The organism is Streptomyces sp. DG2A-72 (assembly GCF_030499575.1).
Classification (GTDB): Bacteria; Actinomycetota; Actinomycetes; order Streptomycetales; family Streptomycetaceae; genus Streptomyces.
In genome coordinates this window covers 5908568-5930835 of record NZ_JASTLC010000001.1, presented here as the reverse complement: position 1 = coordinate 5930835, position 22268 = coordinate 5908568, and the positions used below count along the sequence as shown (strand labels likewise).

Here is a 22268-nt window from a genome sequence, read left to right as displayed (position 1 = left end):
CGCGCGCCTACGTCGTACGCCGCCTCCGCGCCCCCGGCCGCCGCTCACTGGGCCGAGTCACCGCGTCCCCCGCCTCCAGCGCCGCAGCCCGCCGCCGCATCCCGAAGTCCGCCAACGCCTCGGCCAGCTTGTGCACAGACGGCTCCGGAGCCATCACATCCACCCGAAGCCCATGCTCCTCAGCGGTCTTGGCCGTAGCAGGCCCGATACAAGCGATCACCGTCACGTTGTGCGGCTTCCCGGCAATACCGACCAGATTCCGCACCGTAGAAGACGACGTGAACAGCACCGCATCGAACCCGCCCCCCTTGATCCCCTCCCGAGTCTCCGCAGGCGGCGGCGACGCCCGCACGGTCCGATAAGCCGTCACGTCGTCAACCTCCCACCCAAGCTCGATGAGACCCGCCACCAACGTCTCGGTAGCGATATCGGCCCGCGGCAGGAACACCCGGTCGATGGGATCAAAAACGGGATCGTACGGCGGCCAGTCCTCCAGCAACCCCGCCGCCGACTGCTCCCCACTCGGCACCAGATCCGGCTTCACACCAAACGCAACCAACGCCTTCGCGGTCTGCTCCCCCACCGCGGCAACCTTGATCCCCGCAAAGGCGCGCGCATCGAGCCCGTACTCCTCGAACTTCTCCCGCACGGCCTTGACCGCATTCACCGAGGTGAAAGCGATCCACTCATAGCGCCCGGTCACCAGCCCCTTGACCGCCCGCTCCATCTGCTGAGGCGTCCGCGGCGGCTCGACGGCGATCGTCGGCACCTCGTGCGGCACGGCCCCGTACGACCGCAGTTGGTCGGAAAGCGACGCCGCCTGCTCCTTGGTCCGCGGAACGAGCACCTTCCAGCCGAACAACGGCTTGGACTCGAACCACGACAGCTGCTCACGCTGAGCCGCGGCGGAACGCTCCCCGACCACGGCTATCACGGGCCGCCCGCCCTCGGGCGACGGCAGCACCTTCGCCTGCTTCAGCGTCTGCGCGATCGTCCCCAGCGTGGCGGTCCACGTCCGCTGCCGAGTAGTCGTACCGGCGACCGTGACCGTCATCGGCGTATCGGGCTTGCGCCCGGAGGACACCAGCTCACCCGCAGCCGCAGCCACGGATTCCAGCGTCGTCGACACGACGACCGTGCCGTCCGACGCACCGACCTCGGTCCAGCACCGCTCCGACGCGGTCCGCGCATCCACGAACCGCACATCGGCGCCCTGGGCGTCCCGCAGCGGAACACCGGCGTACGCGGGCACCCCGACGACGGCCGCGACACCCGGCACGACCTCGAACGGAACACCCGCGGCGGCGCAGGCGAGCATTTCCTCGGCGGCGTACGTATCTAGTCCCGGGTCCCCCGAGACCGCACGCACGACCCGCCTGCCGCCCCGCGCGGCCTCCATGACAAGATGTGCGGCATCCCGCACGGCGGGGGCGCCAGCGGTTGTTGACTGACCGTCAACAACCGTTAGTTGAGGCGTGCCTGTGCCCGGATGCGGGTCCGACGAAGGACCCGGTTCCGTGTTCACGACGGCGACGCCCGATCTGGCATGAGCGCGTACGACGTCGAGCACCTCGTGCTCGGCGACGAGAACGTCCGCGTTCGCCAGCGCCTCGACGGCGCGCAGAGTCAGTAGTCCCGGATCTCCGGGTCCGGCACCCAGGAAGGTGACGTGCCCGTGTTCAGGACCGGCGGGAAGGGTGGTGGGGCTCAATGTGCTCGCTCCCCCATCAGACCGGCCGCGCCCTGGGCAAGCATCTCGGCCGCGAGTTCACGGCCGAGCGCCATTGCTTGGTCGTACGTCTCGGGCACGGGACCGGTGGTGGACAACTGCACCATCCGCGAGCCGTCGGTCGTGCCGACGACGCCGCGCAGGCGCATTTCCTTGACAATCTGCCCGTCGGCCAAAAGGTCGGCCAGCGCGCCCACAGGTGCGCTGCAACCGGCCTCCAGGGCGGCGAGCAGTGACCGCTCGGCGGTCACGGCGGCCCGCGTGAACGGGTCGTCGAGCTCCGCGAGCGCTGCGATCAGATCCGCGTTGTCCGCGGCACATTCGATCGCGAGTGCTCCCTGGCCGGGAGCGGGCAAAACTGTGTCGACCGAAAGAAAATCAGTCACCTCGTCGATACGGCCCATCCGGCTGAGCCCGGCCGCGGCCAGCACCACCGCATCCAGCTCACCATCGCGCACATACCCGACGCGTGTATCCACGTTCCCGCGAATCGCAACCGTCTCGATATCCAGCCCATGGGTCCGGGCGTACGCGTTCAGCTGGGCCATCCGCCGCGGCGAACCCGTACCGATGCGCGCCCCGCGCGGCAGGTCGGTGAACTTCAGCGCGTCCCGGGCGACGATCACGTCCCGCGGGTCCTCACGCTCGGGGACGGCGGCCAGCGCCAGCTCGTCCGGCTGCCCGGTCGGCAGGTCCTTCAGCGAATGAACCGCGAAGTCGACCTCCCCCTTGAGCAGGGCCTCCCGCAGCGCCGTCACGAAGACACCCGTGCCGCCGATCTGCGCGAGCTGCTCACGGGAGACATCGCCGTACGTGGTGATCTCGACGAGCTCGACGGGCCGTCCGGTCACCTGGCTCACGGCCTCTGCCACTTGCCCGGACTGGGCCATGGCGAGCTTGCTTCGCCTGGTCCCCAGCCTCAAGGCCTTGTCGTCACTCATGCCGAGCCTCGGTCTTCCTTGCTGGTGCTGTCCTCGGCCCGGGAGACGGAGGCCACCGTCTCCTGGTCGAGGTCGAACAGGGTCCGCAGCGCGTCCGCGTACCCGGCGCCGCCGGGTTCGGCCGCGAGCTGCTTGACCCGTACGGTCGGCGCGTGCAGCAACTTGTCGACGACGCGCCGCACGGTCTGTGTGATCTCCGCCCGGTGCTTGTCGTCGAGGCCGGGCAGCCGGCCCTCCAGACGCGCGATCTCGGTGGCCACGACATCGGCGGCCATCGTCCGCAGCGCGACCACGGTCGGCGTGATGTGCGCCGCTCGCAGCGCCGCCCCGAACGCCGTCACCTCGTCGGAGACGATACGTCGGACCTGGTCGACGTCGGCCGCCATCGGAGCGTCCGCGGAGGCCTCCGCCAGCGACTCGATGTCCACCAGCCGTACCCCGGCGAGCCGGTGCACGGCCGCGTCTATGTCGCGCGGCATCGCCAGGTCCAGCAGGAACAGCACCGGCTCGGGCCGCGGCACGACCGCCACCGGTTCAGGCCTGCGCCGCTCGGGGATCCGCCCGGCGGTGGCCGCGGTCGCGGCGAGCGCGGTGATCAGCTCGGCGTCGGCCTCGGGTGTACGGCGACCCGCCTCGTGCCGGTCCACGGCGCTCCCGGAGACCCACGCGGCGTGCTGCTCCAGCGTGGCCGCGTCCATCCCGGCCACGGCGGCCTCCCCCATCACGGAGAAGCCCGGCTGCGCGGCTGCCAGGTCGAGCGGACAGTTCTCGTCACCCGCGGAGCCTGCGGGCAGTCGTGCCGCTTGGGCGGCACGGGTGGGCGCAGGCGGCACCCCGTCAACGCCGGGCTGCGCGACCACCCCTCGACCGTCCAGCGCCGCCGCGATCGTCTCCGCCGCCAGCACCAGCCCCGTAGCCCCCGTGCAGGACACCGCGACGTCGGCACGTGTCAGCTCGGCCGGCACCGATTCCATCGGTACCGCGCGGGCCAGCACGTCCGTGTCGTCGCCCTCGGTGAGGATCTGCGCGAGACGCTCGGCGCGGTCGCACGTACGGTTGGCGATCACGATCTCGGCGACTCCGGCACGCGCGAGCGTCGCCGCGGCCAGCGAGGACATCGAGCCCGCGCCGATCACCAGGGCCTTCTTGCCGCGGGCCCAGCCGTCGACCGGCTTGCCGACGGCCAGCTGCTCCAGGCCGAAGCTGACCAGCGACTGGCCCGCGCGGTCGATGCCGGTCTCGGAGTGGGCGCGCTTGCCGACCCTGAGCGCCTGCTGGAACAGGTCGTTGAGCAGGCGGCCCGCGGTGTGCAGCTCCTGGGCCGCCGCGAGGGAGTCCTTGATCTGGCCGAGGATCTGGCCCTCGCCCACGACCATCGAGTCCAGCCCGCAGGCCACCGAGAAGAAGTGGTGGACGGCCCGGTCCTCGTAGTGCACGTACAGGTAAGGAGTGAGTTCCTCGAGGCCGACCCCGCTGTGCTGGGCGAGCAGCGTGGACAGCTCGGCGACGCCCGCGTGGAACTTGTCCACGTCCGCGTACAGCTCGATGCGGTTGCAGGTGGCCAGGACGGCGGCCTCGGTGGCCGGCTCGGCGGCGACCGTGTCCTGCAGCAGCTTGATCTGGGCGTCCGCGGACAGCGCGGCCCGCTCCAGGACGCTGACCGGAGCGCTGCGGTGACTCAGCCCGACGACGAGGAGACTCATGCCGGCATCACGGCGGGTACGTCCCCGTCCGGTCCCTTGTCGGCGGACTCGCCGCGCACGGCGGCGACCGGGCCGGCGCCGTCGGCCGACGCGGCCTCCTCGCCGGCCTTGCGCTGCTCGTGGAAGGCGAGGATCTGCAGCTCGATGGAGAGGTCGACCTTGCGTACGTCGACGCCGTCCGGGACGGACAGCACGGTCGGCGCGAAGTTCAGGATGGAGGTGATGCCGGCGGCGACGAGCCGGTCGCAGACCTGCTGGGCGACGCCCGGCGGGGTGGTGATGACCCCGATCGAGACGCCGTTGTCGGAGATGATCCGCTCTATGTCGTCACTGTGCTGGACGGTGATCCCGGCGATCTGCTTCCCGGCCATCTCCGGATCGGCGTCGATGAGCGCGGCGACCCGGAAGCCACGGGAGGCGAACCCGCCGTAGTTGGCGAGGGCGGCGCCGAGGTTACCGATACCGACGATCACAACCGGCCAGTCCTGGGTCAGGCCGAGTTCGCGGGAGATCTGGTAGACGAGATACTCGACGTCGTAGCCGACACCACGGGTGCCGTACGAGCCCAGATACGAGAAGTCCTTGCGCAGCTTGGCGGAGTTGACCCCCGCCGCGGCCGCCAGCTCCTCGGAGGAGACCGTGGGGACCGAGCGCTCCGACAGTGCGGTCAGCGCACGGAGGTACAGCGGAAGCCGGGCGACGGTGGCCTCGGGAATCCCTCGGCTACGGGTCGCCGGTCGGTGAGTTCGGCCAGTTGCCACGGTGCTCCTGCGGGTAGAGCGGGGCTGCAGGCGGTCACACGTCCCTGGACCGCCCCGTCGAAAGCAGGCTATGTCTTTGTGAACGCGTGCACAAAGATGGTGTCCGATTTGCCCAGCCAACGTGACCGGGGTCACGCGCCACTCCCTACGGGCCGACACGGGGGTCAAAACCGAACACTCTCCTCAACGATCCCCACCCCCGAGACCAGGTCGCCGTCGATCCTAAGCCAGTTTCCGGCCGACTTGGACTGGTCGGTCAGTGCTTGGCCAGAGCCTTGCGGAGCCGGTCCTCGTTCACGCGCCAGAACGTGTGCTGCTCCCCGTCGACCAGGACAACCGGAATCTGCTCCCAGTACTGGTCATGGAGTTGGGGATCCTGGGAGATGTCCTTCTCCTCCCATGGAACACCCAGGTCCGCACAGACCTTCTCGACCACCAGCTGTGCGTCATCACACAGATGGCAGCCGGGCTTGCGGATGAGAGTGACGAGCCGGGCACGGGCGGCGGGCCGCCGGAAGATAGGACTCATACGGCCATTCTCGCGCCGAGACGACCACGGTTTAACTGCGTGGTCGCGGAGAGTTCACAGCCACCAAACCTCCCGACTCCGGAACCACCGAACAGACTGGCTATGCTCACGCCATGGCCGCTCTTGGATGGCTCACTCCCCGTAGGCGCTCCGCCACCGCCCGGAGCGTGTTGGCAGGCGAGGCGTCGGCGGAAGCCGCACGCAAGTCCACGCAGGAGCAGGAACCGCCGCCGTCCGCCGAGAAGGACAAGGGCGAACCGGAATTCCCCGTGCTCGGCGACGACAAGGCCGCCGCGTTCTTCGATCTCGACAACACCGTGATGCAGGGCGCCGCGCTCTTCCACTTCGGGCGGGGGCTGTACAAGCGGAAGTTCTTCGAGACCCGCGATCTCGCGAAGTTCGCCTGGCAACAGGCCTGGTTCCGGCTGGCCGGGGTCGAGGATCCCGAGCACATGCAGGACGCGCGCGACTCCGCCCTGTCCATCGTCAAGGGCCACCGGGTGGCCGAGCTGATGACGATCGGCGAGGAGATCTACGACGAGTACCTGGCCGACCGCATCTGGCCCGGCACACGCGCGCTGGCCCAAGCGCACCTGGACGCGGGCCAGAAGGTATGGCTGGTGACTGCCGCACCGGTGGAGATCGCCACGGTGATCGCCCGCCGCCTGGGCTTCACGGGCGCACTGGGCACGGTCTCCGAGTCGGTCGACGGGGTCTACACGGGCAAGCTGGTCGGCGAACCCCTGCACGGCCCGGCAAAGGCGGAGGCGGTACGCGCCCTGGCCACAGCGGAAGGCCTCGACCTCACCCGCTGCGCCGCCTACAGCGACTCCCACAACGACATCCCGATGCTCTCCCTCGTCGGCCACCCCTACGCCATCAACCCCGACACCAAGCTCCGCAAACACGCCCGCGAACTCGACTGGCGCCTCCGCGACTACCGCACCGGCCGCAAGGCCGCAAAGGTCGGCATCCCAGCAGCAGCCGGCGTGGGCGCGGTGGCAGGCGGCACGGCGGCAGCCATCGCCCTGAGCCGCCGCAGGCGGTAGCTCCAGCCGCGCCCGCCCAGCAACCACGCCGGGCCACGCCCGAACGCCGGGCAATCCAGTGGTCGTACCCCCGCACCGCGCCATCCAGTCCCGTTGGCTGCACACGGCCACAACACGCCCCGCTCCTGACCGGAACCCGACCACAGGCGATCAACAACCGGTCACCGTGCGGCACTTGATCGAGCGTCAATCGGTTACAGAAGCGACGGAATCGATGATTTGAGCAACTGGGCGTAGCAATGCCTGCACGAAGCGTTATTCTCCTCAGACGCAAACCGGTACCCCTCCGTCGCTACGACGGGTGAACGGTCCCGCACTGCACGTGATGGAAGCTCTGCCTCTGGGAGTCCCGTGTACCCACACGTCGGGGTTGACGCCTCGGGCCTGGCTACGCTGCGCGCAACGGTCCTGGACCTGTTGCGCGGCTTCGTCCCCACCGCGTACGCCGTCCCCGCCTTCGCCGTAGCCACAGCGCCGGTCGGCCCGTGCTACGCGCTCGCTGACGGCACAGCCGCCGTCAGCAGACGAGGGCGTTCGGCCGGTGCCACCACCGCTCGCCGCCCGGCCGCGGACAGCGACAGCGCCCGCATGATGGACCTCGTCGAGCGCGCACAGGCCGGCGAGGCCGATGCCTTCGGGCGCCTCTACGACCAGTACAGCGACACTGTCTATCGGTACATCTACTACCGGGTGGGAGGTAAGGCGACCGCCGAGGACCTTACGAGCGAGACCTTTCTGCGGGCACTCAGAAGAATCGGCACCTTCACCTGGCAGGGACGGGACTTCGGGGCATGGCTCGTGACCATCGCCCGCAACCTCGTCGCCGATCACTTCAAGTCCAGCCGGTTCCGGCTGGAGGTGACCACCGGGGAGATGCTCGACGCCAATGAGGTCGAGCGCTCGCCCGAGGATTCGGTGCTCGAATCCCTCTCCAATGCCGCACTGCTCGATGCCGTGCGCCGACTCAATCCCCAGCAGCAGGAGTGCGTCACGCTCCGCTTCCTGCAGGGCCTCTCCGTCGCCGAGACCGCCCGCGTCATGGGCAAGAACGAGGGCGCGATCAAGACCCTCCAGTACCGTGCCGTCCGCACGCTCGCCCGGCTTCTCCCGGACGACGCCCGCTGACTGTCCGTACACGCTCAGCCATCTCCAACTCACCTACAGTGAAGTTCTGTTGACTCCACCGTCGGATCATCCATCGTCCGTAACCCAAGTGCCGCGCCGCTCGTTGTGCGGGATGCAGGCTCCCTGTGGTCACTCCCTGACCGTCTTCGATCACTCGATCGTGTGGATTCGGTCAGGGCGTGCAACCCTCAGGACCCCCTGGGGAGTCGACCGTCATGACGAGAGGAGGTGCCGCCAGTGATCGCGAACGTATCGGCGCACCGGCGGGCGAACGCCTTCGCCCAGGCCCTGGAGGAGTCCGACCGGGGCCCGGCGGCCGAGCAGTCAGAGGCACCACCGGCAGAGGCTGCTGCGGAACAGACCGAGCAGGGGCGCATGCTGGCGCTCACGACCGGTCTCGGCGAGCTGCCCAAGCCTGAAATGGACCCCGAGGTCAAGGTCGTCCAGCGGGCCCAGCTGGTGGCCGCCATGGAGGCCATGCTCCAAGAGGGTTCCTTGGGTGGCGGGGCGACCGCGCCCGCGATGCCGGGGCAGCGGTCCCATCGAGGGCGCGGCGCCCATCGGGCGAGCCCGCTCGGCAAGTTGCGGCCGCGCACCCGGCTGGCCAAGGGGCTCACCGCCGGCGGGCTCAGCGTCGGGGTCGCCGCCGGGGCCTTCGGCGGAGTCGCCGCCGCGAGTTCCGACGCGCTGCCCGGCGACTCGCTGTACGGACTCAAGCGCGGCATAGAGGATTTCAAGCTCAACTACCTGTCCGACGGGGACGACGAGCGCGGCCGTTCCTACCTCGACCAGGCCTCGACCAGGCTCAGCGAGGCCCGGCGCCTGATGGAGCGCGACCGCAGCGGACAGCTCGACCACGAGTCGGTCGGCGCGATCCGCCGTGCCCTGTCCGGTATGACGCACGACGCCTCGGAGGGCCACCGACTGCTGAGCGCGGCTTACGAGCGCGACCCGGCGTCCCTGGGCCCCATCCAGGCCCTCTCCACCTTCTCGAGTTCGCACCGCGATGCCTGGGGCGCGCTGCGCGAGCGGCTTCCCGTGCAACTGGGGGACGTCAGCGAGCAGGTGTCCTCGGTCTTCGACGCCATAGACGAAGAGGTCGCCCCGCTGCAGTCCCTGCTTCCGCAGCCTCCCACCCACGGGGGCGGCGGCAACGGTGAACGGCAGGGCACCGGATCGACGTCCACCGGTTCCTCCGGCGCCGATCGGTCCGCGCCACCGAGCGCGGGCAGCGGCACATCGGACCGTGGCGGCTCCAGCGACACCAAGCCCAGCAAGCCGTCCGACTCCGATGCCGAGAGCGACGGTCTGCTCGGCGGCAGCACCGGCGGTCTTCTCGACCCGCCGAAGAACACCGGCACCGCCACCCCGTCCGGCAGCAGCACGCCGAGCACCGAGCCGGACGTCACGCTTCCACCACTGCTACCGGGCCTGCTGCCCGGTCTGGGCATCGAAGGCGAGGACGTCGAGTAGGGGTTACGGCGGTAGTACGACGATGGGGGGCGCCCTTCTCACAAGGGGCGCCCCCTATCGTCGTACAAACGTTTCCTCAGAACGCTTCCTCAGTCAGAAGAAGACCGAGCGGCGCTGCACCAGCAGCTTGTAGAGGGTGTGCTGGATCTGTTCCCTGACCTGGTCGGTCAGGTTGAACATCAGCATGGGGTCCTCCGCCGCCTCCGGGGGATAGCCGTCCGTGAGGATCGGCTCGCCGAACTGGATCGTCCACTTCGTCGGCAGCGGAACCGCGCCCAGCGGGCCGAGCCACGGGAAGGTCGGCGTCAGCGGGAAGTACGGGAAGCCGAGGACCCTGGCCAGGGTCTTGGCGTTGCCGATCATCGGGTAGATCTCCTCGGCCCCGACGATCGAGCACGGGATGATCGGGGTGCCCTGGCGCAGTGCCGTGGAGACGAAGCCGCCGCGGCCGAAGCGCTGGAGCTTGTAGCGCTCGCTGAAGGGCTTGCCGATGCCCTTGAAGCCCTCCGGCATCACCCCGACCAGTTCGCCCTGGGCCAGCAGGCGTTCGGCGTCCTCGGCGCAGGCCAGGGTGTGGCCGAGCTTGCGGGCCAGTTCGTTGATCACCGGCAGCACGAAGACCAGGTTGGCCGCGAGGAGGCGGAGGTGGCGGCCGGCCGGGTGGTGGTCGTGCACGGCGACCTGCATCATCAGGCCGTCCAGCGGGATCGTGCCGGAGTGGTTGGCGACGATAAGGGCGCCACCGTCCGTGGGGATGTTCTCGATGCCCTTCACCTCGACCCGGAAGTACTTCTCGTACACCGGGCGCAGCAGGGACATCAGGACATGGTCGGTGAGTTCCTCGTCGTAGCCGAAGTCGTCGACCTCGTAGTCCCCCGTCAGACGGCGGCGCAGGAAGGCCAGGCCGCCCGCGATGCGCCGCTCCAGGCCGCCGTCGTCCTTGGGCCGCTGCGGCGGCTGTTCCTCACGCGTCACAGGGACATCATCCTGCGCGAGCGCCCGCCCGGGCAGGGGCTGGACCTCACGGACCAGTGCGGGTTCACCGCTCTTGCGCCGGCTCCCCGAACTGGTCCGGCGCCGCGGCGGCCGCTGTACGGCGCTCCCGCGGGACCGGTCGTCGTCGAACGGAATGACCTTGGCGTCCGCCATCGTTGATGCGCTCCTCAGTTGGCGCTCTGCGTCGGGGGGTGGCCGCTGCCCGGGAAGGGCAGCGCGGCGATCCGGTCGACGGCCCCCGCGAGGGCCTCCGGGGGCAGAAGTCCAGGACCGCGACTGCGCGCGAACTCCGCGAAGGTCTCGGCGGTCGTGTACTTCGGCTTGAATCCGAGCGTCTCACGCATCTGGTCCGTCGCCACGACCCGGCCGTGGGTCAGCAGCCGGATCTGCTCGGGCGAGAAGTCCGTCATACCCAGCGTACGCACCGCCGAGCCCGCCCAGGTGACGGCGGGCAGCAGCAGCGGCAGGGTGGGCCGTCCGAGTCGCCTGGAGCACTGGGAGAGCAGCAGGACGCCATCACCGGCGATGTTGAAGGTGCCGCTGTTGAGGGTGCCGCGCTCCGGCTCGTGCGAGGCGATCCGCAGGACGTCGATCACGTCGTCCTCGTGCACGAACTGCAGCCGGGGGTCGTAGCCGAACACGGTCGGCAGGATCGGCAGCGAGAAGTACGAGGCGAGCGGGGTGTCGGCGGTGGGGCCGAGGATGTTGGCGAACCGCAGCACACACACGGCGACGTCCGGCCGACGGCGCGCGAAGCCCCGTACATACCCCTCGACCTCGACCGTGTCCTTCGCGAAGCCGCCGCTGGGCAGGGACTTCGGCGGGGTCGTCTCGGTGAAGACGGCGGGATCACGCGGCGCGGACCCGTACACATTCGTACTGGACTTCACGACGAGCCGCTTGACGCTGGGCGACTTCTGACAAGCGCCCAGCAGCTGCATCGTCCCGATGACGTTGGTCTCCTTGACCGTCGCCCGGCTGCCGCTGCCGAGCGCGGTGGCCGTCACATCCATGTGGACGACCGTGTCGGCGGCCGTCTCGGCGAGCACGCGCGCGATGGTCGGCTGCCGGATGTCGGCCTGGATGAAGTCGGCGCCGCCCAGATGATGAGCGGGCGGGACCGCGTCCACGGCGACCACCCGGTCCACCTGTGGGTCACGCTGGATCCGTCGTACGAACCGGCCCCCCAGCTGACGGGCCACTCCGGTCACGAGCACGACCTTGCCCAAGATCAGCGCCTTCCTTCCAGGAATCGTCCTGCCCCGACACACCGCTGCTCGTTAGCCTGCCGCGTTCCCCGTGTGCCGCCAACTTAGCGGCTCGACGTTGCGCTGTGATGACCACCCAATGCACGAAGTGACGACATCCACAGACGTACGAACAGACCAAGCCATGTGAAACACAGGCGTACGCACAGAACACCTGGTCCGGGGTGGAGACACACGTGGCCCCCCACCGGGTGCGGTGGGGGGCCACGGACACGCTCTCGCGACGTCTTCTGCGCCGTCCGTAGTCCTCGTCCTGGCGGACGGGCGGACTACTTCTTGTTACGGCGCTGAACGCGCGTGCGCTTGAGCAGCTTGCGGTGCTTCTTCTTAGCCATCCGCTTGCGCCGCTTCTTGATAACAGAGCCCACGACTACCCTCGCTCACTTCTCATCACTCGGCGTTTGGGCGCCATGGGCCCATACGACCTACGAGGGGCTAGCCTACCCGTCCGAGCGCTGAGGTCGTAATCGAGGGGACCGGGCAGATCCAGTGGTGCCCTGAGGATCTCCCCGGACCACCGTCGTCAGGCGGTTTCCACCCCCACGTAGCTCTCGCGAAGGTACTCGTGAACCGCGTTCTCGGGGACGCGGAAGGACCGCCCCACCCGGATCGCAGGCAGATGACCACTGTGCACCAGTCGGTACACGGTCATCTTCGACACTCGCATCACCGAGGCGACTTCCGCCACGGTAAGGAACTGAACCTCGCTCAGAGGCCTCTGCTCAGCAGCCATGACACACCTGAACCTTCCGCACTCGACCGACGGCCACCGGCTTCCCCTTCCGGTGACTCTTCGTCGCTGCGTGCTCACTCCCCAATGTAGGGGCGGGTGATGCGAGTGGGGAAGAGGTGCACCCATCGGCGGCCTACTGTGACAGACACGCCCGATTGAGTACGTAGCGGGTAAGCGGCAGGTAGTAATCAGACCGCACAGCGTCATCAAGTGGAACGACGACGGACACGGACCCCTCAGCCTCCCCCACGAAGAGCGCAGGGTCATCGGTATCCGCAAGACCAATGGCCTCAAACCCCAGCTGACCTGCTCCGCAGACCCACCCGTGATCCCCGATCACCAACTCGGGCAACGGCCCGCCGGCCTCGGCCGCCGCCGCCAGCACGGTACGAACCGGGAGCGGCGAGTGCGTGTGTGCGCCGGTCTCACAACCGGAGCGGGAGGCATCCGGTTCTCGCATCAGCGCGACTCCTCGTACGTAGTCAAGGTTGTACGTGCGTAGACCGAACCGGGTCGTTATGTCGACACAGCGACCCTGCGCCGGTGTGAGGACAGCACATCCCGCCGCCGACAAAGCGTCCGCCAAGGCGGCGTAGAACCCGAGCAGACGGTGCGGATGCCCGGTACCGAACAGCACAGGCACGCCACGCTCCGCGACGGCCCCGACCCGATCGGCGAAGGCATCAAGCGCGACCAACGTCCGCTCCGGATCGATCACATCAGGTCCAGACACATTCCCCAGATCGCCCGAAACCCCACACTTCTCCGCCATCAACCCAACCAATTCCCGCTCCCCCCAAGCCCACTCAGGATCAATCCCGATCAAAACCCGAGGATCCCGAGCCGCAAACAGCCGATAACTCCGCAGACTCTCCTCCCGAGACGTGGCCACAACCCCAGCCAACCGAGCAGCCAGCAGATGCGCACGCAGTGCACCGGTACTCAACACGGCTGCGATGGTGACGGACGGGGACGGGGGTCGTCAGAAGAACGCGGGAAGACCGCACAGTTGGCGTAGCGAGGGCCCCTAGGCGCTACTTCAGCCCGTCCGCCGTTCGAACTCCCCGCCCTCCCGATCCCCCACCCACAGCGGGGTGATCTCTCGACACCGGCCGACATCATTCAGCCCGTCCGGCGCTTGAGGACGAGGCCGCAGGCCGGTGGGGTGCAGAGGCGAAGCCCCGGTGGGGGTCCGGGGGCGAAGCCCCGCGGGGGGTGCAGGGGCGCAGCCCCGGTGGGGTGCAGCCCCGGTGGGGTGCAGGGGCGCAGCCCCGCGGGGGTCAAGGGGCGCAGCCCCGGTGGGGTGCAGGGGCGCAGCCCCGCGGGGGTCAAGGGGCGCAGCCCCGGTGGGGTGCAGGGGCGCAGCCCCGGTGGGGTGCAGCCCCGGTGGGGTGCAGCCCCGGTGGGGTGCAGCCCCGGTGGGGTGCAGCCCCGGTGGGGTGCAGGGGCGCAGCCCCGCGGGGGTCAAGGGGCTTCTTCGCCCCCTGGCGGGGTCGAAGGGGCGGAGCCCCTTCAGGATGGGACGGGTAGGGGCGGCGGGGGCGAATCCCCTACGCCAACAACCCCCGCAACGGAAACACAGCCCTCCGCGTAGCCAACACCGCCTGATCCAACCGATCCGCAGGGTCGTACCCCGCCTCCCACGCAGCAAAGACCACAGGCCACCGCCCATCAGTCATCCGCACCGGCCCCAACTGCCGCGTACGAGCAAACACCTCCCGCCGCCACCCCTCAGGAATCACCGCCTCAGGCTCCACAGCCCGCCCAGCCGCAATCCCCACCAGATGCGTCCACGACCGCGGCACCACATCCACCACCGCGTACCCACCCCCACCCAACGCGACCCACTTCCCCCCGGCGTACTCATGCGCCAACTCATGACACGCAACCTGCACCGCCCGCTGCGCATCCAGCGAAACCGCCAGATGAGCCAGCGGATCCTCGAAGTGCGTATCGGCCCCATGCTGAGTCACCAGCACATCCGGCCGAAAGTCCGCAATCAACTCCGGCACCACCGCATGAAACGCCCGCAACCACCCCGCATCCCCGGTCCCCGCCGGCAACGCCACATTCACCGCCGACCCCGCCGCGGCCCCCTCCGCCCCCGTCTCCTCAGCCCACCCGGTCTGCGGAAACAAGGTCCGAGGATGCTCATGCAGCGAAATCGTCAAAACCCGCGGATCCTCCCAGAACGCCGCCTGCACCCCATCCCCGTGATGCACATCGACATCCACATACGCGACCCGCCCGGCCCCCAACTCCAGCAACCGGGCAATAGCCAGCGACGCATCGTTGTAAATGCAGAACCCCGACGCACCCCCCGGCATCGCATGATGCAACCCACCCGCGAAGTTCACCGCATGCAGCACATCCCCATGCCACACAGCCTCCGCCGCCCCCACCGACTGCCCGGCGATCAACGCGGACACCTCATGCATCCCGGCGAACGCCGGATCATCGATCGTCCCGATCCCGTACGACCCGTCCGCCGCCCCGGGATCCTCCAACGCCGCCTTCACCGCGGCGATGTAATCCTCCCGATGGACCAGCCGCAACGTCGACTCCCCGGCAGGCTTCGCCGCCACGACCTCCACATCCCGGTCGAGCCCGAACGCACCCACCAGCCCCCGGGTCAGCGCAAGCCGAACCGGATCCATCGGATGCTCCGGACCGAAGTCATAGCCCGTTACTGCCTCGTCCCACATCAGCTGTGCGCGGCCGCTCATGCCCGCCACCGTATCGGTCCGGTTGACCATCGAACGACCGGGCGTACACCAACGTCACCAGTACCAACACCATCGGCACAAGCATCGCCCCGCGATAGCTCCAGGCATCCCCCAACGCCCCCACCAACGGCGAACCGATCAAGAACCCCACATAGTTGAAAACATTCAGCCGAGCGACGGCCGCATCCGAAGCCCCGGGAAACAACCGCCCGGCCGCCGCAAAGGTCTGCGGCACCAGCACACACAACCCCAGCCCCAACAAGGTGAACCCCAGCATCCCCATCCAGGCCCCAGGCGCCACAGCCACCACAGCGAACCCCCCAGCAGCCACCACCGCCCCACCCCGTACGACCACCACGGCCCCGAACCGCCGCACCCCGAAGTCACCGATGGCCCGCCCCACCAGCGTCGTCACCATGTAGACGTTGTACGGAACGGTGGCCAGCTGCTCCGAACTCCCCAGCACATCCTGCAGATACTTCGCACTCCAGTTGGAGACGGTCGAGTCCCCGATGTACGCGAAGGTCATCACCAGACACAGCGGCAACAGCACCTTGAAGCCGACAGCCCCGCCTCCACCCCCCTCGACGCCCGCCCCCTTCTCCGGCGCGACCCCGTCGACGTACCACCGACTCCCCACCAGCGCAGCCGGCAGAAGCACCACCACAACCGGCAGATACGACACGAACAGCGCCAGATCCCAGTGCGCCCCCACCCAGGCGAGCGAGGCCCCGAGAATCCCACCCAGGCTGAACGCGGCATGGAAGCTGAGCATGATGCTGCGCCCGTACGACCGCTGCAGACTCACTCCGAGCATGTTCATCGACGCGTCCAGCGCCCCCACGGCGAGCCCGAACGCGGCCAGCGCGATGCCCAGTTCGACCGTCCGGTCCCCGGCCCCGACCCCGAGCAGCGCCAGGAGCACCACGGGCTGGGACCACCGCAGCACCAAACTGGGCCGTATTCGCTTCACCAGCCGCTCGGTCGTGACACTGCCCACCCCGGCGAGAATCGGCACAGCCGCCAGGAAGGCAGGCAGCAGCGCGTCAGAGACGCCGTACCGGTCCTGGATGGCAGGGATGCGCGTCACGAGCAGCGCAAAGGCAGCACCCTGAGCGAAGAAGCCGAACGCCAACGAGGCCCTACCGCGCCGCAGCACATCAGTCATGGCGGCGAGCGTAAGGCCCAGGCGTACCGCTGGGTATATCAAGCCAAAGATGAATTTCCCTCAACTTTGCCCGGAGCGGCCTCGGCGGCGAGCAGGCCGGCCAACTCGCCCATCCCGGAGAACACTTGAGTCGCCCCCGACAGCCTCGCCACAGGAGTCATGGCGGTGAACCCATACACGTCCATCCCAGCTGCAACCGCCGCCTTCACCCCCAACGGACTGTCCTCCACCACCACACACCGCTCCGGCGCGACCCCCATCCGCTCGGCCGCGTACAGAAACAAATCAGGCGCCGGCTTCCCCCGCCCCACATCCTCCGAACTGAAGATCCGCCCGTCATCGAACCACCGGTCCAACCCGGTCGCCCGATGCCCCACCCGAATCCGCTCATGACTCCCCGACGACGCCACGCAGTACGGCACCCCGCCCCCCGCAAACTCCTCGAGCACCCCCACGGCCCCCTCCACCGGCTTCAACTCCCGCTCGAACGCCGCGAACACCCGAGCATGAAAGACATCATCAAAGTCCGCCGGCAACGGCCGCCCGGTCCGTTCCTCCACCAGATCGTGTACGCGGTGCATGGCGGCGCCCATGTAGTCGCGAAGGGAGTCCTCATACGAGGTCGGATGCCCGAGCTCGGTGAGATAGGCGGCCAACAGCCTGTTGGAGATGGGCTCGCTGTCGACGAGCACTCCGTCGTTGTCGAAGATGACGAGGTCATAGCGCATACCTACGAGCCTAAACCGACCTCAAACGCAGAAAACCCCCGTGCTTTTCAGCACGGGGGTTTTCTCAAAATTTGTTCGGCGGTGTCCTACTCTCCCACAGGGTCCCCCCTGCAGTACCATCGGCGCTGTAAGGCTTAGCTTCCGGGTTCGGAATGTAACCGGGCGTTTCCCTCACGCTATGACCACCGAAACACTATGAAGTTCCAACCGGAAACATGACACGGTCGTTGCCTCAGAACTAACACAGTGGACGCGAGCAACTGAGGACAAGCCCTCGGCCTATTAGTACCGGTCACCTCCACCCCTTACAGGGCTTCCAGATCCGGCCTATCAACCCAGTCGTCTACTGGGAGCCTTAACCCCTCAAAGGGGGTGGGAACACTCATCTCGAAGCAGGCTTCCCGCTTAGATGCTTTCAGCGGTTATCCCTCCCGAACGTAGCCAACCAGCCATGCCCTTGGCAGAACAACTGGCACACCAGAGGTTCGTCCGTCCCGGTCCTCTCGTACTAGGGACAGCCCTTCTCAATGTTCCTGCGCGCGCAGCGGATAGGGACCGAACTGTCTCACGACGTTCTAAACCCAGCTCGCGTACCGCTTTAATGGGCGAACAGCCCAACCCTTGGGACCGACTCCAGCCCCAGGATGCGACGAGCCGACATCGAGGTGCCAAACCATCCCGTCGATATGGACTCTTGGGGAAGATCAGCCTGTTATCCCCGGGGTACCTTTTATCCGTTGAGCGACGGCGCTTCCACAAGCCACCGCCGGATCACTAGTCCCGACTTTCGTCCCTGCTCGACCCGTCGGTCTCACAGTCAAGCTCCCTTGTGCACTTACACTCAACACCTGATTGCCAACCAGGCTGAGGGAACCTTTGGGCGCCTCCGTTACTCTTTAGGAGGCAACCGCCCCAGTTAAACTACCCATCAGACACTGTCCCTGATCCGGATCACGGACCCAGGTTAGACATCCAGCACGACCAGACTGGTATTTCAACGACGACTCCCCCTGAACTGGCGTCCAGAGTTCACAGTCTCCCAGCTATCCTACACAAGCCGAACCGAACACCAATATCAAACTGTAGTAAAGGTCCCGGGGTCTTTCCGTCCTGCTGCGCGAAACGAGCATCTTTACTCGTAGTGCAATTTCACCGGGCCTATGGTTGAGACAGTCGAGAAGTCGTTACGCCATTCGTGCAGGTCGGAACTTACCCGACAAGGAATTTCGCTACCTTAGGATGGTTATAGTTACCACCGCCGTTTACTGGCGCTTAAGTTCTCAGCTTCGCCCCGTCGAAACAGGACTAACCGGTCCCCTTAACGTTCCAGCACCGGGCAGGCGTCAGTCCGTATACATCGCCTTACGGCTTCGCACGGACCTGTGTTTTTAGTAAACAGTCGCTTCTCGCTGGTCTCTGCGGCCACCCCCAGCTCAGACAGCAAAGTGTCATCACCAGTGATGGCCCCCCTTCTCCCGAAGTTACGGGGGCATTTTGCCGAGTTCCTTAACCATAGTTCACCCGAACGCCTCGGTATTCTCTACCTGACCACCTGAGTCGGTTTAGGGTACGGGCCGCCATAAAACTCGCTAGAGGCTTTTCTCGACAGCATAGGATCATCCACTTCACCACAATCGGCTCGGCATCAGGTCTCAGACTACTGCCAGGCGGATTTACCTACCTGACGTCCTACACCCTTACCCCGGGACAACCACCGCCCGGGATGGACTACCTTCCTGCGTCACCCCATCACTCACCTACTACCAACTCGGGTCACCGGCTCCACCACTTTCCATTCCCCGAAGGGTCCGGAACGGCTTCACGGGCTTAGCATCACTGGATTCAATGTTTGACGCTTTACAGCGGGTACCGGAATATCAACCGGTTATCCATCGACTACGCCTGTCGGCCTCGCCTTAGGTCCCGACTTACCCTGGGCAGATCAGCTTGACCCAGGAACCCTTAGTCAATCGGCGCACACGTTTCCCACGTGTGAATCGCTACTCATGCCTGCATTCTCACTCGTCAACCGTCCACAACTCGCTTCCGCGGCTGCTTCACCCGGCAGACGACGCTCCCCTACCCAACCCAGCAGGCGTTAGCCCTTTATGCTGGATTGACACGACTTCGGCGGTACGCTTGAGCCCCGCTACATTGTCGGCGCGGAATCACTAGACCAGTGAGCTATTACGCACTCTTTCAAGGGTGGCTGCTTCTAAGCCAACCTCCTGGTTGTCTGTGCGACTCCACATCCTTTCCCACTTAGCGTACGCTTAGGGGCCTTAGTCGATGCTCTGGGCTGTTTCCCTCTCGACCATGGAGCTTATCCCCCACAGTCTCACTGCCGCGCTCTCACTTACCGGCATTCGGAGTTTGGCTAAGGTCAGTAACCCGGTAGGGCCCATCGCCTATCCAGTGCTCTACCTCCGGCAAGAAACACACGACGCTGCACCTAAATGCATTTCGGGGAGAACCAGCTATCACGGAGTTTGATTGGCCTTTCACCCCTAACCACAGGTCATCCCCCAGGTTTTCAACCCTGGTGGGTTCGGTCCTCCACGACCTCTTACAGCCGCTTCAACCTGCCCATGGCTAGATCACTCCGCTTCGGGTCTTGAGCGCGCTACTATCCCGCCCTGTTCGGACTCGCTTTCGCTACGGCTTCCCCACACGGGTTAACCTCGCAACACACCGCAAACTCGCAGGCTCATTCTTCAAAAGGCACGCAGTCACGACATACAAGCAAGCTTGCATGCGACGCTCCCACGGCTTGTAGGCACACGGTTTCAGGTACTATTTCACTCCGCTCCCGCGGTACTTTTCACCATTCCCTCACGGTACTATCCGCTATCGGTCACCAGGGAATATTTAGGCTTAACGGGTGGTCCCGCCAGATTCACACGGGATTTCTCGGGCCCCGTGCTACTTGGGTGTCTCTCCAACGAGCCGTTGACGTTTCGACTACGGGGGTCTTACCCTCTACGCCGGACCTTTCGCATGTCCTTCGCCTACATCAACGGTTTCTCACTCGTCTCACGGCCGGCAGACCGTGAAAGAGAGATCCCACAACCCCGTATACGCAACCCCTGCCGGGTCTCACACGCATACGGTTTGGCCTCATCCGGTTTCGCTCGCCACTACTCCCGGAATCACGGTTGTTTTCTCTTCCTGCGGGTACTGAGATGTTTCACTTCCCCGCGTTCCCTCCACATACCCTATGTGTTCAGGTATGGGTGACAGCCCATGACGACTGCCGGGTTTCCCCATTCGGACACCCCCGGATCAAAGCCTGGTTGACGACTCCCCGGGGCCTATCGTGGCCTCCCACGTCCTTCATCGGTTCCTGGTGCCAAGGCATCCACCGTGCGCCCTTAAAAACTTGGCCACAGATGCTCGCGTCCACTGTGCAGTTCTCAAACAACGACCAGCCACCCACCACCCCACCGTCACACGGCGAGTTCACTGGGGCCGGCACCTGAAGGAAATCATTCCCTCAGACACCCAACAGCGTGCCCGGCACCCTCGCCCCTCCTCGTTCCGTTCCACGCCGAAGCAGTACTGGGAAGAGAAGCAGGTCAAGTATGCCGAATAATCAACGTTCCACCCATGAGCAACCAGCGCGAGACGTACGCTCGCGTTCTGGTGTCTGGACCCCCAGAAGGGGCCAGGTGCTCCTTAGAAAGGAGGTGATCCAGCCGCACCTTCCGGTACGGCTACCTTGTTACGACTTCGTCCCAATCGCCAGTCCCACCTTCGACAGCTCCCTCCCGTAAACGGGTTGGGCCACCGGCTTCGGGTGTTACCGACTTTCGTGACGTGACGGGCGGTGTGTACAAGGCCCGGGAACGTATTCACCGCAGCACTGCTGATCTGCGATTACTAGCAACTCCGACTTCATGGGGTCGAGTTGCAGACCCCAATCCGAACTGAGACCGGCTTTTTGAGATTCGCTCCACCTCACGGCATCGCAGCTCATTGTACCGGCCATTGTAGCACGTGTGCAGCCCAAGACATAAGGGGCATGATGACTTGACGTCGTCCCCACCTTCCTCCGAGTTGACCCCGGCGGTCTCCTGTGAGTCCCCATCACCCCGAAGGGCATGCTGGCAACACAGGACAAGGGTTGCGCTCGTTGCGGGACTTAACCCAACATCTCACGACACGAGCTGACGACAGCCATGCACCACCTGTACACCGACCACAAGGGGGCGCCTGTCTCCAGACGTTTCCGGCGTATGTCAAGCCTTGGTAAGGTTCTTCGCGTTGCGTCGAATTAAGCCACATGCTCCGCTGCTTGTGCGGGCCCCCGTCAATTCCTTTGAGTTTTAGCCTTGCGGCCGTACTCCCCAGGCGGGGAACTTAATGCGTTAGCTGCGGCACCGACGACGTGGAATGTCGCCAACACCTAGTTCCCACCGTTTACGGCGTGGACTACCAGGGTATCTAATCCTGTTCGCTCCCCACGCTTTCGCTCCTCAGCGTCAGTAATGGCCCAGAGATCCGCCTTCGCCACCGGTGTTCCTCCTGATATCTGCGCATTTCACCGCTACACCAGGAATTCCGATCTCCCCTACCACACTCTAGCTAGCCCGTATCGAATGCAGACCCGGGGTTAAGCCCCGGGCTTTCACACCCGACGTGACAAGCCGCCTACGAGCTCTTTACGCCCAATAATTCCGGACAACGCTTGCGCCCTACGTATTACCGCGGCTGCTGGCACGTAGTTAGCCGGCGCTTCTTCTGCAGGTACCGTCACTTGCGCTTCTTCCCTGCTGAAAGAGGTTTACAACCCGAAGGCCGTCATCCCTCACGCGGCGTCGCTGCATCAGGCTTGCGCCCATTGTGCAATATTCCCCACTGCTGCCTCCCGTAGGAGTCTGGGCCGTGTCTCAGTCCCAGTGTGGCCGGTCGCCCTCTCAGGCCGGCTACCCGTCGTCGCCTTGGTGAGCCATTACCTCACCAACAAGCTGATAGGCCGCGGGCCCATCCTTCACCGCCGGAGCTTTCAACCCCCACAGATGCCCGTGAGAGTGCTATCCGGTATTAGACCCCGTTTCCAGGGCTTGTCCCAGAGTGAAGGGCAGATTGCCCACGTGTTACTCACCCGTTCGCCACTAATCCCCACCGAAGTGGTTCATCGTTCGACTTGCATGTGTTAAGCACGCCGCCAGCGTTCGTCCTGAGCCAGGATCAAACTCTCCGTGAATGTGTACCGGTTATCCGGTCAACACACACGAGAGCGGAACCGTCGGGCGGAATAAGCCCGACCGTTCACAACGTCCTCGCTGTGTATTTCTTCAAAGGAACCACGACCATCGGAAAGATTTCCGACGGACGGG

16 protein-coding genes and 3 rRNA genes are annotated in these 22268 nt (G+C 66.2%); 3 read left to right on the top strand and 16 right to left on the bottom strand.

Translation table 11 applies throughout. From position 1 onward, the window contains the following. Window positions 1–7 precede the first annotated feature (7 nt). From QQY66_RS28285 to QQY66_RS28265, 5 genes are all read right to left on the bottom strand, one after another. Window positions 8–1711: a uroporphyrinogen-III synthase gene (locus tag QQY66_RS28285; protein ID WP_301983088.1), complete on the bottom strand. Its 1704-nt coding sequence runs from the start codon at window positions 1709–1711 to the stop codon at window positions 8–10. After that, on the bottom strand, window positions 1708–2670 hold the full coding sequence (gene hemC, locus QQY66_RS28280; RefSeq protein ID WP_301983087.1) for a hydroxymethylbilane synthase: 963 nt from the start codon (window positions 2668–2670) through the stop codon (window positions 1708–1710). Before hemC ends, QQY66_RS28285 begins: the two co-directional genes overlap by 4 nt. Further along, window positions 2667–4373 (bottom strand): glutamyl-tRNA reductase, encoded by a 1707-nt coding sequence (locus tag QQY66_RS28275; RefSeq protein ID WP_301983086.1) that lies wholly within the window; start codon window positions 4371–4373, stop codon window positions 2667–2669. The genes hemC and QQY66_RS28275 overlap by 4 nt, the downstream gene beginning before the upstream one ends. Then, window positions 4370–5134, bottom strand: coding sequence for a redox-sensing transcriptional repressor Rex (locus QQY66_RS28270; RefSeq protein ID WP_301983085.1), 765 nt, complete (start codon window positions 5132–5134; stop codon window positions 4370–4372). The genes QQY66_RS28275 and QQY66_RS28270 overlap by 4 nt, the downstream gene beginning before the upstream one ends. A gap of 256 nt (window positions 5135–5390) precedes the next feature. Then, window positions 5391–5663, bottom strand: coding sequence for a glutaredoxin family protein (locus QQY66_RS28265; protein WP_301983084.1), 273 nt, complete (start codon window positions 5661–5663; stop codon window positions 5391–5393). 113 nt (window positions 5664–5776) lie between these two features. Here QQY66_RS28265 and QQY66_RS28260 point away from each other — a divergent pair, with 113 nt between their 5' ends. The 3 genes from QQY66_RS28260 (at window position 5777) to QQY66_RS28250 (ending at window position 9310) form a co-directional block, all read left to right on the top strand. Then, the gene (locus tag QQY66_RS28260; RefSeq protein WP_301983083.1) at window positions 5777–6712 is read left to right on the top strand and encodes an HAD family phosphatase; all 936 of its coding nucleotides are present in this window, start codon (window positions 5777–5779) and stop codon (window positions 6710–6712) included. 351 nt (window positions 6713–7063) lie between these two features. Further along, window positions 7064–7837 carry an ECF subfamily RNA polymerase sigma factor, BldN family gene (locus QQY66_RS28255; protein ID WP_301983082.1) on the top strand — a complete coding sequence of 258 codons (774 nt, stop codon included), beginning with the start codon at window positions 7064–7066 and terminating at the stop codon, window positions 7835–7837. Window positions 7838–8074: 237 nt separating this feature from the next. After that, a complete protein-coding gene (locus tag QQY66_RS28250; RefSeq protein ID WP_301983081.1) occupies window positions 8075–9310 on the top strand; it encodes a DUF5667 domain-containing protein in 1236 nt (411 codons plus the stop codon). Window positions 9311–9403: 93 nt separating this feature from the next. Here the strand turns inward: QQY66_RS28250 and QQY66_RS28245 are convergent, their stop codons facing one another. The 11 genes from QQY66_RS28245 to QQY66_RS28195 form a co-directional block, all read right to left on the bottom strand. Then, on the bottom strand, window positions 9404–10459 hold the full coding sequence (locus QQY66_RS28245; RefSeq protein ID WP_301983080.1) for a lysophospholipid acyltransferase family protein: 1056 nt from the start codon (window positions 10457–10459) through the stop codon (window positions 9404–9406). Window positions 10460–10473: 14 nt separating this feature from the next. Further along, window positions 10474–11535: an NAD-dependent epimerase/dehydratase family protein gene (locus tag QQY66_RS28240; protein WP_301983079.1), complete on the bottom strand. Its 1062-nt coding sequence runs from the start codon at window positions 11533–11535 to the stop codon at window positions 10474–10476. Between the two features lie 308 nt (window positions 11536–11843). Continuing rightward, window positions 11844–11942: an AURKAIP1/COX24 domain-containing protein gene (locus QQY66_RS28235; RefSeq protein WP_003948845.1), complete on the bottom strand. Its 99-nt coding sequence runs from the start codon at window positions 11940–11942 to the stop codon at window positions 11844–11846. A 155-nt stretch (window positions 11943–12097) separates the two neighbouring features. Beyond that, the gene (locus tag QQY66_RS28230) at window positions 12098–12307 is read right to left on the bottom strand and encodes a helix-turn-helix domain-containing protein (RefSeq protein WP_016437488.1); all 210 of its coding nucleotides are present in this window, start codon (window positions 12305–12307) and stop codon (window positions 12098–12100) included. A gap of 133 nt (window positions 12308–12440) precedes the next feature. Then, a complete protein-coding gene (locus QQY66_RS28225) occupies window positions 12441–13256 on the bottom strand; it encodes a phosphatase (protein WP_301983078.1) in 816 nt (271 codons plus the stop codon). Between the two features lie 601 nt (window positions 13257–13857). Then, window positions 13858–15033 (bottom strand): acetoin utilization protein AcuC, encoded by a 1176-nt coding sequence (locus QQY66_RS28220; RefSeq protein WP_301983077.1) that lies wholly within the window; start codon window positions 15031–15033, stop codon window positions 13858–13860. Next, window positions 14984–16201: an MFS transporter gene (locus tag QQY66_RS28215; protein ID WP_301983076.1), complete on the bottom strand. Its 1218-nt coding sequence runs from the start codon at window positions 16199–16201 to the stop codon at window positions 14984–14986. Before QQY66_RS28215 ends, QQY66_RS28220 begins: the two co-directional genes overlap by 50 nt. Window positions 16202–16239: 38 nt before the next feature. After that, the gene (locus QQY66_RS28210; protein ID WP_301983075.1) at window positions 16240–16929 is read right to left on the bottom strand and encodes an HAD family phosphatase; all 690 of its coding nucleotides are present in this window, start codon (window positions 16927–16929) and stop codon (window positions 16240–16242) included. A 73-nt stretch (window positions 16930–17002) separates the two neighbouring features. Then, window positions 17003–17119: ribosomal RNA gene (rrf, locus tag QQY66_RS28205) — 5S ribosomal RNA — on the bottom strand. A gap of 72 nt (window positions 17120–17191) precedes the next feature. After that, window positions 17192–20314, bottom strand: a 23S ribosomal RNA gene (locus QQY66_RS28200). A gap of 294 nt (window positions 20315–20608) precedes the next feature. Beyond that, a 16S ribosomal RNA gene (locus tag QQY66_RS28195) occupies window positions 20609–22135 on the bottom strand. Together the 16S, 23S and 5S rRNA genes form the textbook arrangement of a ribosomal RNA operon. Window positions 22136–22268 lie beyond the last annotated feature (133 nt).

Bases quoted from the DNA above. Each gene is read 5' to 3' on its own strand.
- hemC (WP_301983087.1), bottom strand. From the start codon at position 2,670: ATGAGTGACGACAAGGCCTTGAGGCTGGGGACCAGGCGAAGCAAGCTC.
- QQY66_RS28275 (WP_301983086.1), bottom strand. From the start codon at position 4,373: ATGAGTCTCCTCGTCGTCGGGCTGAGTCACCGCAGCGCTCCGGTCAGC.
- QQY66_RS28265 (WP_301983084.1), bottom strand. From the start codon at position 5,663: ATGAGTCCTATCTTCCGGCGGCCCGCCGCCCGTGCCCGGCTCGTCACT.
- QQY66_RS28260 (WP_301983083.1), top strand. From the start codon at position 5,777: ATGGCCGCTCTTGGATGGCTCACTCCCCGTAGGCGCTCCGCCACCGCC.
- QQY66_RS28245 (WP_301983080.1), bottom strand. From the start codon at position 10,459: ATGGCGGACGCCAAGGTCATTCCGTTCGACGACGACCGGTCCCGCGGG.
- QQY66_RS28230 (WP_016437488.1), bottom strand. From the start codon at position 12,307: ATGGCTGCTGAGCAGAGGCCTCTGAGCGAGGTTCAGTTCCTTACCGTG.
- QQY66_RS28220 (WP_301983077.1), bottom strand. From the start codon at position 15,033: ATGAGCGGCCGCGCACAGCTGATGTGGGACGAGGCAGTAACGGGCTAT.
- QQY66_RS28215 (WP_301983076.1), bottom strand. From the start codon at position 16,201: ATGACTGATGTGCTGCGGCGCGGTAGGGCCTCGTTGGCGTTCGGCTTC.
- QQY66_RS28210 (WP_301983075.1), bottom strand. From the start codon at position 16,929: ATGCGCTATGACCTCGTCATCTTCGACAACGACGGAGTGCTCGTCGAC.